Origin of the sequence: Jannaschia sp. S6380 (assembly GCF_023015695.1) — a bacterium.
Taxonomy (GTDB): domain Bacteria; phylum Pseudomonadota; class Alphaproteobacteria; order Rhodobacterales; family Rhodobacteraceae; genus Jannaschia.
Genome location: NZ_JALKAS010000001.1, coordinates 1 through 13,360 on the forward strand (window position 1 = coordinate 1; position 13,360 = coordinate 13,360).

At 63.3% G+C, this 13,360-nt stretch carries 22 protein-coding genes; 19 read left to right on the forward strand and 3 right to left on the reverse strand.

The annotated features are described in order from the left end of the window. Nucleotide 1 precedes the first annotated feature (1 nt). From tuf to MWU52_RS00015, 3 genes are all read left to right on the forward strand, one after another. The gene (gene tuf, locus MWU52_RS00005; RefSeq protein ID WP_246947855.1) at nucleotides 2-1,177 is read left to right on the forward strand and encodes an elongation factor Tu; all 1,176 of its coding nucleotides are present in this window, start codon (nucleotides 2-4) and stop codon (nucleotides 1,175-1,177) included. Between the two features lie 317 nt (nucleotides 1,178-1,494). Continuing rightward, entirely contained in the window at nucleotides 1,495-1,665 is a 171-nt protein-coding gene (locus tag MWU52_RS00010; protein WP_246947857.1) for a hypothetical protein, read from the forward strand. Further along, entirely contained in the window at nucleotides 1,665-1,853 is a 189-nt protein-coding gene (locus tag MWU52_RS00015) for a hypothetical protein (RefSeq protein ID WP_246947860.1), read from the forward strand. Before MWU52_RS00010 ends, MWU52_RS00015 begins: the two co-directional genes overlap by 1 nt. Before the next feature lie 152 nt (nucleotides 1,854-2,005). On the opposite strand, the gene MWU52_RS00020 is transcribed toward MWU52_RS00015, so the two are convergent. Next, nucleotides 2,006-2,572 carry a peptide-methionine (R)-S-oxide reductase gene (locus MWU52_RS00020; protein WP_246947863.1) on the reverse strand — a complete coding sequence of 189 codons (567 nt, stop codon included), beginning with the start codon at nucleotides 2,570-2,572 and terminating at the stop codon, nucleotides 2,006-2,008. A gap of 133 nt (nucleotides 2,573-2,705) precedes the next feature. Then, complete coding sequence (locus MWU52_RS00025; protein ID WP_246947865.1) at nucleotides 2,706-2,966, reverse strand: hypothetical protein; 261 nt, start codon at nucleotides 2,964-2,966, stop codon at nucleotides 2,706-2,708. 403 nt (nucleotides 2,967-3,369) lie between these two features. On the opposite strand from MWU52_RS00025, the gene rpsJ reads away from it, so the two are divergent. Genes rpsJ through MWU52_RS00045 form a run of 4 tightly spaced genes read left to right on the forward strand, consistent with a single transcriptional unit; the run spans nucleotide 3,370 to nucleotide 5,462 of the window. Continuing rightward, nucleotides 3,370-3,678, forward strand: a complete 309-nt coding sequence (gene rpsJ, locus MWU52_RS00030) for a 30S ribosomal protein S10 (protein WP_246947868.1) — start codon at nucleotides 3,370-3,372, stop codon at nucleotides 3,676-3,678. A gap of 13 nt (nucleotides 3,679-3,691) precedes the next feature. Continuing rightward, a complete protein-coding gene (gene rplC / locus MWU52_RS00035; protein WP_246947871.1) occupies nucleotides 3,692-4,564 on the forward strand; it encodes a 50S ribosomal protein L3 in 873 nt (290 codons plus the stop codon). Then, nucleotides 4,561-5,181, forward strand: a complete 621-nt coding sequence (gene rplD / locus MWU52_RS00040; protein WP_246947874.1) for a 50S ribosomal protein L4 — start codon at nucleotides 4,561-4,563, stop codon at nucleotides 5,179-5,181. Before rplC ends, rplD begins: the two co-directional genes overlap by 4 nt. Beyond that, nucleotides 5,178-5,462: a 50S ribosomal protein L23 gene (locus MWU52_RS00045; RefSeq protein ID WP_246947876.1), complete on the forward strand. Its 285-nt coding sequence runs from the start codon at nucleotides 5,178-5,180 to the stop codon at nucleotides 5,460-5,462. The genes rplD and MWU52_RS00045 overlap by 4 nt, the downstream gene beginning before the upstream one ends. A gap of 87 nt (nucleotides 5,463-5,549) precedes the next feature. Here the strand turns inward: MWU52_RS00045 and MWU52_RS00050 are convergent, their stop codons facing one another. After that, the gene (locus MWU52_RS00050; protein WP_246947878.1) at nucleotides 5,550-6,161 is read right to left on the reverse strand and encodes a hypothetical protein; all 612 of its coding nucleotides are present in this window, start codon (nucleotides 6,159-6,161) and stop codon (nucleotides 5,550-5,552) included. A gap of 958 nt (nucleotides 6,162-7,119) precedes the next feature. On the opposite strand from MWU52_RS00050, the gene rplB reads away from it, so the two are divergent. The 12 genes from rplB to rplE all read left to right on the forward strand — a co-directional run bounded on the left by rplB (nucleotide 7,120) and on the right by rplE (nucleotide 13,354). Next, entirely contained in the window at nucleotides 7,120-7,962 is an 843-nt protein-coding gene (rplB, locus tag MWU52_RS00055; protein ID WP_246947880.1) for a 50S ribosomal protein L2, read from the forward strand. A 1-nt stretch (nucleotide 7,963) separates the two neighbouring features. Next, on the forward strand, nucleotides 7,964-8,242 hold the full coding sequence (rpsS, locus tag MWU52_RS00060) for a 30S ribosomal protein S19 (RefSeq protein ID WP_246947882.1): 279 nt from the start codon (nucleotides 7,964-7,966) through the stop codon (nucleotides 8,240-8,242). A 3-nt stretch (nucleotides 8,243-8,245) separates the two neighbouring features. Then, nucleotides 8,246-8,626 (forward strand): 50S ribosomal protein L22, encoded by a 381-nt coding sequence (rplV, locus tag MWU52_RS00065; RefSeq protein WP_246947893.1) that lies wholly within the window; start codon nucleotides 8,246-8,248, stop codon nucleotides 8,624-8,626. After that, nucleotides 8,626-9,363, forward strand: coding sequence for a 30S ribosomal protein S3 (gene rpsC, locus MWU52_RS00070; protein WP_246947895.1), 738 nt, complete (start codon nucleotides 8,626-8,628; stop codon nucleotides 9,361-9,363). Before rplV ends, rpsC begins: the two co-directional genes overlap by 1 nt. Nucleotides 9,364-9,376: 13 nt before the next feature. After that, nucleotides 9,377-9,790 (forward strand): 50S ribosomal protein L16, encoded by a 414-nt coding sequence (gene rplP / locus MWU52_RS00075; RefSeq protein ID WP_246947898.1) that lies wholly within the window; start codon nucleotides 9,377-9,379, stop codon nucleotides 9,788-9,790. A gap of 158 nt (nucleotides 9,791-9,948) precedes the next feature. Then, a complete protein-coding gene (locus tag MWU52_RS00080; RefSeq protein WP_246947901.1) occupies nucleotides 9,949-10,569 on the forward strand; it encodes a TIGR02466 family protein in 621 nt (206 codons plus the stop codon). 192 nt (nucleotides 10,570-10,761) lie between these two features. After that, on the forward strand, nucleotides 10,762-11,424 hold the full coding sequence (locus MWU52_RS00085; RefSeq protein WP_246947904.1) for a hypothetical protein: 663 nt from the start codon (nucleotides 10,762-10,764) through the stop codon (nucleotides 11,422-11,424). 175 nt (nucleotides 11,425-11,599) lie between these two features. Further along, the gene (gene rpmC, locus MWU52_RS00090) at nucleotides 11,600-11,809 is read left to right on the forward strand and encodes a 50S ribosomal protein L29 (RefSeq protein WP_246952695.1); all 210 of its coding nucleotides are present in this window, start codon (nucleotides 11,600-11,602) and stop codon (nucleotides 11,807-11,809) included. A 4-nt stretch (nucleotides 11,810-11,813) separates the two neighbouring features. Continuing rightward, nucleotides 11,814-12,044: a 30S ribosomal protein S17 gene (gene rpsQ, locus MWU52_RS00095; RefSeq protein ID WP_246947906.1), complete on the forward strand. Its 231-nt coding sequence runs from the start codon at nucleotides 11,814-11,816 to the stop codon at nucleotides 12,042-12,044. Between the two features lie 73 nt (nucleotides 12,045-12,117). Next, complete coding sequence (gene rplN / locus MWU52_RS00100; RefSeq protein WP_013963207.1) at nucleotides 12,118-12,486, forward strand: 50S ribosomal protein L14; 369 nt, start codon at nucleotides 12,118-12,120, stop codon at nucleotides 12,484-12,486. Continuing rightward, a complete protein-coding gene (gene rplX / locus MWU52_RS00105) occupies nucleotides 12,486-12,791 on the forward strand; it encodes a 50S ribosomal protein L24 (RefSeq protein ID WP_246947907.1) in 306 nt (101 codons plus the stop codon). Before rplN ends, rplX begins: the two co-directional genes overlap by 1 nt. Continuing rightward, nucleotides 12,791-13,354, forward strand: coding sequence for a 50S ribosomal protein L5 (rplE, locus tag MWU52_RS00110; protein ID WP_246947920.1), 564 nt, complete (start codon nucleotides 12,791-12,793; stop codon nucleotides 13,352-13,354). The genes rplX and rplE overlap by 1 nt, the downstream gene beginning before the upstream one ends. Nucleotides 13,355-13,360: the final 6 nt, after the last annotated feature.

The following is a 13,360-nucleotide window of genomic DNA, read 5'->3' on the forward strand; positions in this document are numbered from 1 at the left end:
CATGGCGAAGGCAAAGTTCGAACGCACGAAACCGCATGTGAACATCGGGACGATTGGTCATGTCGATCACGGCAAGACGACGCTGACGGCGGCGATCACGAAGTATTTCGGTGATTTCCGGGCCTATGACCAGATCGACGGCGCGCCGGAGGAGAAGGCGCGCGGGATCACGATCTCGACGGCGCATGTGGAGTACGAGACCGAGAGCCGGCATTACGCGCATGTGGATTGCCCGGGCCATGCGGACTACGTCAAGAACATGATCACCGGGGCGGCGCAGATGGACGGCGCGATCCTGGTGGTGAACGCGGCCGACGGCCCGATGCCGCAGACGCGCGAGCACATCCTCTTGGGTCGTCAGGTCGGCATCCCGACGATGGTCGTGTACATGAACAAGGTCGACCAGGTCGACGACGAGGAGCTGCTGGAGCTCGTCGAGATGGAGATCCGCGAGCTTCTGTCGAGCTACGAGTATCCGGGCGACGACATTCCGGTGATCCCGGGCTCGGCGCTGGCGGCGATGGAGGGCAACAGCCCGGAGATCGGCGAGGAGTCGATCCGCAAGCTGATGGCGGCGGTCGACGAGTACATCCCGACGCCGGAGCGCGCGGTGGACCAGCCGTTCCTGATGCCGGTCGAGGACGTGTTCTCGATCTCGGGCCGGGGCACGGTGGTGACGGGTCGCGTGGAGCGCGGCGTGATCAACGTGGGCGACGAGATCGAGATCGTGGGCATTCGCGACACCAAGAAGACGACCTGCACGGGCGTCGAGATGTTCCGCAAGCTTCTGGATCGCGGCGAGGCGGGCGACAACATCGGCGCGCTGTTGCGCGGGATCGACCGCGAGGGCGTGGAGCGTGGGCAGGTTCTGTGCAAGCCCGGCTCGGTCAAGCCGCACACGAAGTTCGAGGCCGAGGCGTACATCCTGACGAAGGAGGAGGGCGGTCGCCACACGCCGTTCTTCGCGAACTACCGTCCGCAGTTCTATTTCCGCACGACGGACGTGACGGGGACGGTGAACCTGGCCGAGGGCACGGAGATGGTGATGCCGGGGGACAACGTGTCGTTCGGTGTTGAGCTGATCGCGCCGATCGCGATGGAGCAGGGGCTTCGCTTCGCGATCCGCGAGGGTGGCCGCACGGTCGGCGCGGGCGTGGTCAGCAAGATCGTGGAATGATCTTTCCGACACGCGACCGGGGCGTCCGCATCGCGGGCGCTTCCGAGAGCGTGGCGTCGAAGATCGTGGCGTAGGTCGAGGCCCGGCGGACGACGTCCGCCGCAGCCCCGGAGAAGCGAAGGCCCCCCAGCGGGGCCTTCGGCGTTCGGGGGGGTGGCAAAAACCACTGCTTCCCGCCAGCTGGATGGTCTTGCGAACGACCTGTGGCGGCCCATTTCCCGGGGCTGACCGTTACGGAAGCCCCCCGCATCCTGCGCGACCCCGTGGCGGTCTTACGGTGTCGCGCAATGGTTCACGACTCGCATAAGTTTCCGATCGTGCGGGTCGCGGCAGCCCTGCGCCGGAACGGCCTGCCGGGCAACGAGATGCCGGACGCCGATCCGCTGGATGGCGGGACAATGGCGCGGCTGCTGTTCCTGCTGGAGAATCCCGGACCCGGGAACGTCGCCCACGCGCGGTGGCGCGGGTTTCGTCAGCCGGAAAAATGATGATCCTACGGCCGAAGCTTCCCGGTATTTTTCTCCGGACAGCCGGGCTGGTGCGCGCCGACGTGATCTTCCGGAATACCGTCCCATGGGGGAACGGCACCATCGCCTTCACTGCCGCAGAGAGGGTGCGCGGGCTTCAGCACCTGCCGGCGTTCCTGAAACTGCTGCCCGGCTCGAAGCCGTCGTGATGCTCGGCGTCAACTCAAACGGGTTCGGCCACCTTCGGCGCAGCGGGGACTGCGACTGCATGTCCCGGCCCATCCCTCGCCGCCGGTTCGTACCGGGAGCGCCATGCGTTGGCGTGGAACCGCCAAGCGGTGGGCCGAAGCGGGCGCCGCACTCAGGCGAGCGTGAGCGATGTGCCGTTAATGCAGTGCAGCCACATGCCGGCTACCTTGATGTGATGGCCCAGGTGCGAGCCGCAGCGGCGGCAGTGCACCTCGGACATGGCGAAATTCTCGCCGGTCATGCCGGCCTGCCCATAGGCCCGGACCGCCCCATCGAGACCAAACATCACGCTGTTCGGCTCGGCGTGGTGAAAGAAGACCCATCCCTTGTCCAGCGGTTCGAACCATCCGGCGTCGTAGACCGGCAGGTCGCAGCCGCGGCAGAGATATCCGCCCGGATGCGCCTCGCGCCACATCTCGGTGGTCTTCGGCCATTCGGTATTGGCCTTCCGCAGGATGCCGTAGGCTTCCTCGTTCCCGTCGAGATGGTCCATCCATTCGGCCTCGGTGCGCTGGACCTCATAAGGGAAGTCCGACTCTTCGGGAACGTATTTGGTTATCGTCCGACCGGAGGGGGCGACAACTGTCTCGGCGCGGGCCGATCCGGCGAGGGCGGTCCCGGCGGCAAGCGTGGCAGCGGAGGTCAACAGGCCGCGGCGGGTGAAATCGGTCGGGGTCATGGTGATTCCTCGTGTAACTGATCCATTCAGTATCGAACCATAAGGCCGCCGTGCGCGACTGTCGCATCACGATCGCTCGCGCGCGGCGGAGCGGCTGCGCGGGCGAGGGTTGGTCCCGCCCGCGCCGGGCCGGTCAGTTGTTGTCGATGATGGCCTGGATCCGGTTCTTCTTCTGCGACTCGTTCTCGTTGCTGTCGATCACGGATTTGATCGAGGCGATTTCACCCAAGGTCAGGTCGTCGCCCATCGAGGATGGGTCGATACCCAGGCGCTCCAGGTCGTTCATCAGTGCGGTCTGCAACATATTGAAGCCCTGTCCGGCATGTCCGTCGGCAAGGGCTGCGCCCCCGAAGGCCATCGTTGCGGCAAGGACCACGGCGCTCAACTTGTTCATGGTAGTCTCCGTTCTTTTTCATTCGAGGCCGGGTCCGGTTCATCCGGGGCCCTTCGACCTCGAATGTCAGAAACACCGCTTCACCGATCACGGTCGCCCGACGAGGGTGTGAGCGCACGATTATATGATTTGCGCCCCGCAACGCGTGATCGGCCCCGTCGGAACTGTAACGAAGTGGCACTGCGGACGGGTGGATCGGCGGGTCCGGCGCGCGGTTCTGAAATGTCGCGTCAGGGGTTGCGACGCCGTCCGAGTCGGTCTAGACGCGCGCATCTGCGGACGGGGTCGCCACAAGCGGCCACGCTTCCGTTCGGGTTCGACGAGGGGGCGGGGTGGTCCTGTCTCCTCCTCTCAACTTGGGTCCTGACCCCGCGTCGCGGGGCAGGTAGTCATCGGACATGACATGAAAAGCCAGAATATCCGTATCCGGCTGAAGGCGTTCGATTACCGCGTTCTGGATGCCAGCACGCAGGAAATCGTCAACACCGCCAAGCGCACGGGTGCCCAGGTTCGCGGGCCGATCCCGCTTCCCAACAAGATCGAGCGTTTCACCGTCCTGCGCGGTCCGCACATCGACAAGAAGTCGCGCGACCAGTGGGAAATCCGCACGCACAAGCGGATGCTCGATATCGTCGACCCGACGCCGCAGACCGTGGACGCGCTCATGAAGCTCGACCTGGCCGCGGGCGTCGACGTCGAGATCAAGGTCTGAGGAGGGCACAGATATGCTGCGTTCCGGAGTGATCGCCAAGAAGGTGGGCATGACCCGCCTGTTCATGGAAGACGGCAAGCAGATTCCCGTCACCGTGCTGCAACTCGACGCGCTTCAGGTCGTCGGTCAGCGCACCGCAGACAAGCACGGCTACACCGCCGTCCAGCTGGGTGCCGGCACGGCCAAGGCCAAGCGCACGTCCCAGGCGATGCGCGGCGTCTTCAAGGCCGCCAATGTTGAGCCCAAGCGCAAGGTCGCCGAGTTCCGCGTGGACGAGGATGCCCTGATCGAAGTCGGCGAGGAAATTATCGCCGACCACTATTTCGAGGGTCAATTCGTCGATGTCAGCGGCACCTCGATCGGCAAGGGTTTCGCCGGCGCGATGAAGCGTTGGAACTTCGGCGGTTTGCGCGCCTCGCACGGCGTGTCGATCAGCCACCGCTCGCACGGCTCCACCGGTCAGTGTCAGGACCCCGGCAAGGTGTTCAAGGGCAAGAAGATGGCCGGTCACATGGGCGCCGCCCGCGTGACCACGCAAAACCTGCAGGTCGTCCGCACCGACACCGACCGTGGCCTGATCATGGTCAAGGGCGCCGTTCCCGGCTCCAAGGGCGGATGGGTCACGATCAAGGATGCGGTCAAGAAGCCGTTCCCCGAGAGTGCCATCGTTCCTGCCGCGCTGATGTCGGCGAAGCGCGAGGCCGCGAAGGCCGCCGAAGAGGCCGCCGCCGCCGCCGAGGCCGAGGCCAAGGCCGCCGCCGAGGCGCAGGCCGCCGAGCAGGCCGCCGCAGAGGAAGCCGCGCTGAAGGAAGCTGAGGCGCAGATCTCGGAAGAGAGCGCGTCGACGGACAATTCGGACGCCGAGAAGAAGGAAGGTGACGAATGAAACTCGATGTCATCACCCTGGACGGCGGCAAGGCCGGTTCGGTCGAGCTGAGCGACGACGTTTTCGGACAGGAACCGCGCCGCGACATCCTGTTCCGCGTTGTCCGCTGGCAGCGCAACAAGGCGCAGCAGGGCACGCACAAGGTCAAGACGCGCTCCGAGGTCAGCTATTCGACCAAGAAGATCGTCCGCCAGAAGGGCTCCGGCGGTGCGCGCCACGGCTCGCGCAAGGCGCCGATCTTCCGCAAGGGCGGCGTCTACAAGGGCCCCACGCCCCGCAGCCACGCCCACGACCTGACCAAGAAGGTCCGCGCCATGGGGCTGCGTCACGCGCTGTCGTCAAAGGCCGCGTCCGGCAATCTGGTCGTTGTCGACGACCTTGCCGCCGCGAACGCCAAGACGTCCGCGCTGGCCAAGCAGGTCGCGGATCTCGGCTGGAAGCGCGCGCTCGTCATCGACGGCGCCACGGTGAACGAGGACTTCGCGCAAGCCGCGCGCAACCTCGGCAACGTGGACGTCCTGCCGTCGATGGGCGCCAACGTCATGGACATCCTCAAGCGTGACACGCTCGTGCTCACGAAGGCGGGTGTCGAGGCCCTGGAGGCACGACTGAAATGAACACCTACGACGTGATCCGCAAACCGATCATCACCGAGAAGGCGACCATGGCGTCCGAAGCCAACGGCGTGGTCTTCGAGGTGGCGATCGACGCCAACAAGCCGCAGATCAAGTCCGCGGTCGAGGAACTGTTCGGCGTGAAGGTGAAGGCCGTGAACACGACCATCACCAAGGGCAAGGTCAAGCGCTTCCGCGGCCAGATGGGCCGCCGGAAGGACGTGAAGAAAGCCTACGTGACCCTTGAAGAGGGCAACACAATCGACATGACGACTGGGCTGTGAGCCGTAGGGTTGGTGAAACCCACCGCTCGTTGTGATATAAGCCCCGCCGGAGACGGCGGGGCTTTTCTTGTAGAGGTCAGGTTCTATCTAGATCCCGTGGGAGTCATAGACGCTGCACGAAATCCAGTCTTCCCGTTCAAAATCACCCTGGTCGATGGACACAATGAGATTGGAAACATCGCCGAAGCTCAATCCAAAAATCTTATTTGATGGCATCTCTAATAGCTTGATGCCGCGATCCTCGTAAGCCTCCATCACGTAGTTGGGTGATCCACCAATGTGTCCGAAAACGGTTTCGGCCGCCCTTTTCCAGATGCCCTCGTAGGCTTCCCTGACATCCGAACGTAATTTTGACGGCGTCTGAAGATAGGTTTGTCGAGCTAGGTATTCATGGAGATCCATGTACTCAAATAGATTCGCATGCCTCAACGTACTGATGGGCTCGACAGTTGGACCCGCGTAGAGGCGGGGATATGTGATCGCGGCAAGGTCCTCAACTTCGCGTGCCGCAACCTCACCTGGTATCAGGCCCGTATCACTATGGCGATTGCGGCGATCTCTTAGTTGTACGATGACCGATTGGCATTCGTCGATGCTACTCTGACGAGACAACTTCGATACGTCTTCGCTATCCTCTGCTCTCAAGTTTCTTATATTTCCTTCGATGGTCGATATTAGGCAATCAATCATCGCGTTCATTGTGTGAGTTTCGAACGGCTGCCATCGTGACTGAAGTATATCAAAGTTCCCATGAAGACCGTCTCCGATAACGTTACTACCAGATGGTGATTGCGGAGTGTTATCAGGAATAATTTGAATCGGCCATTTCGCAGGCTTAAAGAATTCTGTCTCTCCCTCCGTGCCTCGTCGATCGTATCGACATCCTAGACGTAGAGATGCCGGGTATTTCTTCGGGACCGGCCGCAGGGATCCTAGTTCTTTGGTGTGTAGAAGACGGACAAGCGGCCCACACTCTTCGTCCTCCTCTCGATAGAAGATGACGAACCATCCGTTCCTTGGGTGCAGGCCGCCCCAGGTGTCTCGCGGGACATCACGGAGATTGATTTGCGCAAGAAAAGTAAGGTGTTCACCTCGAAAAGTCGGCCAATCCACGCTGCTGGGAAGGCTTGGAGTGCCGGATAACCAGCTACCGGTTTCCTCCGGCGGAAATTTACACACTAAGCGACACGCGCCGCCATGGATCGGTCCGCTTGTGGTTCGCACCACAGGCTTCTCAGGACGTGGTTTGACCCTCCCTAGGCCAACGCGTTGAAATAGTTCTTCCAGAGACTTTGAAGTGTCGCTCATCGACTTTTTCTTCGATCCGTTCTAAAGGCATTACATGCAGAGAGAACGGGACATGATTGCGGCTATTTTGGTGCCGAAGTAGGTGGAGCAAGCGTGGGGTAGGTGATAACCCACCATCCCGGCAGGCCAAACCGGGTGCGGGCGGTGGGTTATCACCCATCCTACATTTCGGCGCGCCCAACCCTTGACCCCACCCCCCAACCCTTCTACACGCCCCCATCCCGACCACCCCGGACCCGTCCGGGGTGTCTCTTTTCGGGGTATCGAACCGGGGACCTTCGGGGCCCTTACATCCAGGGCGGGGCCGTCATGCGGGGCCGTCCGACACACAACGGAAGACAGGTAAACAATGGCACTCAAGTCGTACAAGCCGACGACGCCGGGCCAGCGTGGGCTGGTTCTGATCGACCGTTCGGAGCTGTGGAAAGGTCGCCCCGTCAAGGCGCTGACCGAAGGCCTGACCAAGAATGGCGGCCGGAACAACACCGGACGGATCACGATGCGCCGCAAGGGCGGGGGCGCCAAGCGCCTCTATCGGATCGTCGATTTCAAACGCAGCAAGCTGGACGTGCAGGCGAACGTCGAACGGATCGAGTACGATCCGAACCGGACCGCCTTCATCGCGCTCATCCGCTATACCGATGGCGAACAGGCCTATATCCTCGCCCCCCAGCGTCTCGCCGTCGGCGACCGCGTCGTGGCGAGCGCCAAGGCCGACATCAAGCCCGGCAACGCGATGCCTTTTCAGGGCATGCCCATCGGCACGATCGTTCACAACATCGAGCTGAAGCCCGGCAAGGGCGGCCAGATCGCGCGCGCGGCAGGCACGTATGCCCAGTTCGTCGGGCGTGACGGCGGCTACGCCCAGATCCGGCTCTCCTCGGGCGAGCTTCGCCTGGTGCGCCAGGAATGCATGGCGACCGTGGGCGCGGTCTCGAACCCCGACAACTCGAACCAGAACATCGGCAAGGCCGGCCGCAACCGGCACAAGGGCATCCGCCCGTCGGTCCGCGGCGTCGTGATGAACCCGATCGACCACCCGCATGGTGGCGGCGAAGGCCGCACCTCGGGCGGCCGTCACCCGGTCACGCCGTGGGGCAAGCCCACCAAGGGCGCCCGTACCCGCAACAAGAACAAGGCGTCCAGCCGACTGATCGTCCGGTCGCGTCACGCCAAGAAGAAAGGCCGCTGATATGAGCCGCTCCGTCTGGAAAGGCCCGTTCGTGGACGCCTTCGTGCTGAAGAAAGCCGAAGCCGCCCGCGAATCCGGCCGAAACGACGTGATCAAGATCTGGTCGCGCCGCTCCACCATCCTGCCGCAGTTCGTCGGCCTCACCTTCGGCGTCTACAACGGGCAGAAGCATATCCCCGTGAACGTGTCCGAAGACATGATCGGTCAGAAGTTCGGCGAATACTCCCCGACGCGCACCTATTACGGGCACGCGGCCGACAAGAAAGCCAAGAGGAAGTAAGTCATGGGCAAGGAAAAGAATCCCCGCCGCGTGGCTGACAACGAAGCCATGGCGAAGCTGCGGTCGCTGCGCACCAGCCCGCAGAAGCTGAACCTCGTGGCCGCGATGATCCGCGGCAAGAAGGTCGAGACCGCGCTGAGCGATCTGACGTTCTCGAAGAAGCGGATCGCGGTCGACGTCAAGAAGTGCCTGCAATCCGCGATCGCGAATGCCGAGAACAACCACAATCTCGATGTCGACGAACTGATCGTGGCCGAGGCGTGGGTCGGCAAGAACCTGACGATGAAGCGCGGACGCCCCCGGGCCCGCGGCCGTTTCGGGCGCATCACCAAGCCCTTCGCGGAACTGACGATCAAGGTGCGGCAAGTTGAGGAGCAAGCCTGATGGGTAACAAGGTCAACCCGATCGGCATGCGGCTCCAGGTCAATCGCACCTGGGACAGCCGCTGGTACGCCGATACGAAGGATTACGGCAATCTCCTGCTCGAGGACCTGCGCATGCGCGAGTTCATCGAGGAGGAGTGCAAACAGGCCGGCGTCAGCCGCGTCATCATCGAACGTCCGCACAAGAAGTGCCGCGTGACGATCCACACGGCCCGTCCGGGTGTGATTATCGGCAAGAAGGGTGCGGATATCGAGGTTCTGCGCAAGAAGCTGGCCGCGATGACGGATAGCGAGCTTCACCTGAACATCGTCGAGGTGCGCAAGCCCGAGCTCGATGCCGCGCTGGTCGGCGAGAGCATCGCCCAGCAGTTGGAGCGTCGCGTCTCGTTCCGTCGCGCGATGAAGCGTGCGGTCCAGAACGCCATGCGGATGGGTGCGCTCGGCATCCGGGTGAACCTGGCGGGCCGTCTCGGCGGCGCCGAGATCGCACGGACGGAGTGGTATCGCGAGGGCCGCGTGCCGCTGCATACGCTGCGCGCCGACATCGACTTCGCGAATATCGAGGCCAAGACGCCCTATGGGATCATCGGGATCAAGGTCTGGATCTTCAAGGGCGAGATCATGGAGCACGATCCGTCGGCCCGTGACCGCAAGGCCCAGGAACTTCAGGACGGCCCCGCCCCGCGCGGCGCGGGTGGACGTCGCGACGATCGCCCCCGCGGCGACCGTCGGCGCTGAGGAGGCATAGATCATGTTGCAACCGAAACGGACGAAGTTCCGCAAAGCCTTCAAGGGCCGCATCAAGGGCGACGCCAAGGGTGGCTCGGATCTGAACTTCGGCACTTATGGCCTGAAGGCGACGCAACCCGAGCGGGTCACCGCCCGTCAGATCGAGGCTGCCCGCCGTGCCATGACGCGCCACATGAAGCGTCAGGGCCGTGTCTGGATCCGGATTTTCCCGGACCTGCCGGTGACGTCCAAACCCACCGAAGTGCGGATGGGTAAGGGCAAGGGTTCGGTCGATTACTGGGCTTGCAAGGTCAAACCGGGCCGCGTGATGTTCGAGATCGACGGCGTCAACGAGACCGTCGCGCGCGAGGCGCTGCGCCTGGCCGCGATGAAGCTGCCGATCAAGACGCGCACGGTGGTCCGAGAGGATTGGTGACGCAAACATCGCCTTGGGCGATCCCCCGCAGTTGGGCATAGGCGGTTTGCCTGCAAACCGTCCGGGCTCCACCCGGTAGAGAGCAGATGGAACCCCCGCCGAACCGGCGGGGGTTTTTCGTTTTGACAATGGATGTCCACGCGGATCAAACCGGCGGCATGTCCGACATCCGATCCCTCTTCGCGACCCGCCTGTATCGCGCGCCTCTCTCGGCCCATTCCCCCGCCATCGACGCGGCCGAACTGGAAGGCTCCTGCTATTCGATCGCCGAGGATGACGAGGCCGGGAAGCGCTGGTGCGAGGAGAATAGCTATCCGGGCTATACCAGCTATGCCTCGCTGACGGATTTGCCTTGGCGCTTTCCCATCTTCGCGGACTTGGTGAAATCGCTGGACCGGCACGTGTCGGCCTTCGCCGGGGATCTGGCCTTTGACCTGGAGGACAAGCGGCTTGCGCTGGAGGATATCTGGATCAACATCCTGCCCGAAGGCGGTGCGCATTCCGGCCACCTTCACCCGCATTCGGTGATCTCGGGCACGACCTACATAGCCATGCCCGAGGGGACGAGCGCCATCCGTTTCGAAGACCCGCGCCTGCCGATGATGATGGCCGCCCCCATCCGCCGCAAGGATGCACCGGCCGACCTGCGGATGTTCCACTATGAGGCGCCCGAGGTCGGCGACGTGCTGCTCTGGGAAAGCTGGCTGCGCCATGAGGTGCCGATGAACATGGCTGAGACGGAACGCGTCTCGGTCAGCTTCAACTATGCCTTGAACTGAACCGGCATACATGGCCCCCCGCGTCGAAACTTTTGACGCATATCGAATTTTCTGGAATCGTTAACGGCTAGGGCCCGCGGCCTCCCGGTTCGGGGGCCACGGGGGCGGGTCCATGGTTTGATTCTTTGGGGGCAGTTCATGGACGACGAGGGGCCGGATGACCGGATAACGATGTGCGCGACGCGGATTCCGATGATCTTGTCCGGATGGGTCCTGGTCATCGTAGCCAGCTACCTGGTGGTCGAGTGGCTGGACGGCGAATGCCAGGAAGGGCCCTGCGCGGCGGTTTCGCGGTTCTTCGACCTCGACGGAGAGGCCAACCTGCCGGCCTGGTTCTCCAGCATGATCTGGCTCGGCGCCGGGGCCTTGGCCGCGCTCCTGAGCCATAGCGATGTGCCGGATCGCCGACGCTGGCGGCTTCACTGGATCGGCATCGCGGTAATCAGCGTGTTCTTGTCGCTGGATGAGGCCGCGTTGTTTCACGAGCGGTTCGGCTCGACCCTGGGCGGACTCGTCGGGGCCGAACGCGTCCTGTTCTACAACTGGATCTTCTACGGCCTGGCGATGGTGGCGCTGGTGGCCCTGATCTACCTCCCGTTCCTGCTGCGGATCGACCGCGGCACGGCGCTTCGCATGATCCTGGCCGGCATCGTCTTCGTTTCCGGGTCGCTCGGGCTCGAGATGCTGGGGGCGGCATCGCGCGTGGGCGCGATCTCTCTCATCGAGGGGCGCATGTGGCTCGTGGAGATCACGCTGGAGGAGACGCTGGAGATGCTGGGCGTCATCCTGTTCATCCACGCGCTGTTGTTCGAGTTCCAGCGCGGCGGCCGGGCGATCCGTATCTCCACGCGCTAGCCGCCGTCGGATCCGTATGGCACGTCGGGCGACGGGGCCGCGCGAAGGCCCTTGCGCCCGAGTCGATCCTCGTCTATGCGGCGCCCTCTACCGTTGATCTCCACCGGAATCAGCCGTCACTCGCGGGCCCATGGCCCTGCCGAAGCGGCCCGGTGATGTTGCAAAGGAAAAGGCGATGAACGCCAGCGAACTCAGAGACAAGACGCCGGACGAGCTCCGTACCAAGCTGACCGACCTCAAGAAGGAGGCGTTCAACCTGCGCTTCCAAGCGGCGACGAGCCAGCTCGAGAACACCGCGCGGATGCGCAGCGTCCGCCGTGACGTGGCCCGTGTGATGACCATTTTGAACCAGAAAGCCGCCGACGCGGCCAAGTCGGAGGCCTGAGCCCATGCCCAAGCGCATCCTCACCGGTGTCGTGACGTCGAACCAGAACGCGCAGACCGTTACCGTCAGCATCGAGCGTCGCTTCAAGCACCCGCTGCTGCAGAAGACGGTTCGGAAGTCCAAGAAGTACCGTGCCCACGACGAGGCCAACCAGTTCAAGGTCGGCGACACCGTGCGCATCCAGGAATGCCCGCCCAAGTCCAAGACCAAGCGGTGGGAGGTCATCGCCGAATAGTCGGCGCTGACCAGCAATTCGAAACCCTGGGGAGATCGGCAAGCATCGCCGCCCCAAAGGTCGGGAGAAACCAATGATCCAGATGCAAACCAACCTGGATGTTGCTGACAACAGCGGCGCACGCCGTGTTCAGTGCATCAAGGTCCTGGGCGGGTCCAAGCGGAAGTATGCCTCCGTCGGCGACATCATCGTGGTGTCGGTGAAGGAGGCCATTCCGCGGGGCCGCGTCAAGAAGGGCGACGTCCGCAAGGCCGTGGTCGTGCGCACCGCCAAGGAAGTGCGTCGCGACGACGGCACCGCGATCCGCTTCGACCGGAACGCCGCCGTGATCCTCAACAACAACAACGAGCCGATCGGCACCCGTATCTTCGGGCCGGTGGTTCGCGAACTGCGCGCGAAGAACTTCATGAAGATCATCTCGCTCGCGCCGGAGGTGCTGTGATGGCTGCCAAACTCCGCAAGGGTGATACGGTCGTTGTTCTGTCCGGCCGCGATGCCAGCAAGCAGGGCGAGATCGTCTCGGTCGATCCCAAGGCCGGCAAGGCGGTCGTGGAGGGGGTCAACATGGCCATCCGCCACACCCGTCAGAGCCAGGCCAGCCAGGGTGGCCGCATTCCCAAGGCGCTGCCGATCGATCTGTCGAACCTGGCGCTGGTGGACGCGAACGGCAAGGCCACGCGCGTCGGCTTCCGCATGGAAGACGGCAAGAAGGTGCGCTTCGCCAAGACCACGGGAGACGTGATCTGATGCTCGACCAAGCGAACTACACGCCCCGGCTCCTCACCGTCTATCGCGACACCATCAAGGGCGCGATGAAGGAGGAGTTCGGCTACAAGAACGACATGATGATCCCGCGTCTGGACAAGATCGTCCTGAACATCGGGTGCGGCGCCGAGGCGGTCCGTGACAGCAAGAAGGCCAAGACGGCGCAGGAAGACCTGTCGACCATCGCCGGCCAGAAAGCGGTCGTGACCAACGCGAAGAAGTCGATCGCCGGCTTCCGCGTCCGCGAAGGCATGCCGCTGGGCACCAAGGTCACGCTGCGCGGCGCGCGGATGTACGACTTTCTGGATCGCCTGATCACCGTGGCCATGCCGCGCATCCGCGACTTCCGCGGCGTGTCCGGAAAGAGCTTCGACGGCCGCGGCAACTATGCCATGGGCCTGAAGGAGCACATCGTGTTCCCCGAGATCAACTTCGACAAGATCGATGAGATGTGGGGCATGGATATCATCATCTGCACGACGTCCGAGACGGATGCAGAAGCCAAGGCGCTGTTGAAGCATTTCAACATGCCGTTCAACAGCTGAGGGGAA

What these genes read in the sequence shown, in the direction of transcription:
- tuf (WP_246947855.1), top strand. Translation starts at nt 2, where the DNA reads ATGGCGAAGGCAAAGTTCGAACGCACGAAACCGCATGTGAACATCGGG.
- MWU52_RS00015 (WP_246947860.1), top strand. Translation starts at nt 1,665, where the DNA reads ATGATCCTACGGCCGAAGCTTCCCGGTATTTTTCTCCGGACAGCCGGG.
- MWU52_RS00020 (WP_246947863.1), bottom strand. Translation starts at nt 2,572, where the DNA reads ATGACCCCGACCGATTTCACCCGCCGCGGCCTGTTGACCTCCGCTGCC.
- MWU52_RS00025 (WP_246947865.1), bottom strand. Translation starts at nt 2,966, where the DNA reads ATGAACAAGTTGAGCGCCGTGGTCCTTGCCGCAACGATGGCCTTCGGG.
- rpsJ (WP_246947868.1), top strand. Translation starts at nt 3,370, where the DNA reads ATGAAAAGCCAGAATATCCGTATCCGGCTGAAGGCGTTCGATTACCGC.
- rplC (WP_246947871.1), top strand. Translation starts at nt 3,692, where the DNA reads ATGCTGCGTTCCGGAGTGATCGCCAAGAAGGTGGGCATGACCCGCCTG.
- rplD (WP_246947874.1), top strand. Translation starts at nt 4,561, where the DNA reads ATGAAACTCGATGTCATCACCCTGGACGGCGGCAAGGCCGGTTCGGTC.
- MWU52_RS00045 (WP_246947876.1), top strand. Translation starts at nt 5,178, where the DNA reads ATGAACACCTACGACGTGATCCGCAAACCGATCATCACCGAGAAGGCG.
- MWU52_RS00050 (WP_246947878.1), bottom strand. Translation starts at nt 6,161, where the DNA reads ATGAACGCGATGATTGATTGCCTAATATCGACCATCGAAGGAAATATA.
- rplB (WP_246947880.1), top strand. Translation starts at nt 7,120, where the DNA reads ATGGCACTCAAGTCGTACAAGCCGACGACGCCGGGCCAGCGTGGGCTG.
- rpsS (WP_246947882.1), top strand. Translation starts at nt 7,964, where the DNA reads ATGAGCCGCTCCGTCTGGAAAGGCCCGTTCGTGGACGCCTTCGTGCTG.
- rplV (WP_246947893.1), top strand. Translation starts at nt 8,246, where the DNA reads ATGGGCAAGGAAAAGAATCCCCGCCGCGTGGCTGACAACGAAGCCATG.
- rpsC (WP_246947895.1), top strand. Translation starts at nt 8,626, where the DNA reads ATGGGTAACAAGGTCAACCCGATCGGCATGCGGCTCCAGGTCAATCGC.
- rplP (WP_246947898.1), top strand. Translation starts at nt 9,377, where the DNA reads ATGTTGCAACCGAAACGGACGAAGTTCCGCAAAGCCTTCAAGGGCCGC.
- MWU52_RS00080 (WP_246947901.1), top strand. Translation starts at nt 9,949, where the DNA reads ATGTCCGACATCCGATCCCTCTTCGCGACCCGCCTGTATCGCGCGCCT.
- MWU52_RS00085 (WP_246947904.1), top strand. Translation starts at nt 10,762, where the DNA reads ATGATCTTGTCCGGATGGGTCCTGGTCATCGTAGCCAGCTACCTGGTG.
- rpmC (WP_246952695.1), top strand. Translation starts at nt 11,600, where the DNA reads ATGAACGCCAGCGAACTCAGAGACAAGACGCCGGACGAGCTCCGTACC.
- rpsQ (WP_246947906.1), top strand. Translation starts at nt 11,814, where the DNA reads ATGCCCAAGCGCATCCTCACCGGTGTCGTGACGTCGAACCAGAACGCG.
- rplN (WP_013963207.1), top strand. Translation starts at nt 12,118, where the DNA reads ATGATCCAGATGCAAACCAACCTGGATGTTGCTGACAACAGCGGCGCA.
- rplX (WP_246947907.1), top strand. Translation starts at nt 12,486, where the DNA reads ATGGCTGCCAAACTCCGCAAGGGTGATACGGTCGTTGTTCTGTCCGGC.
- rplE (WP_246947920.1), top strand. Translation starts at nt 12,791, where the DNA reads ATGCTCGACCAAGCGAACTACACGCCCCGGCTCCTCACCGTCTATCGC.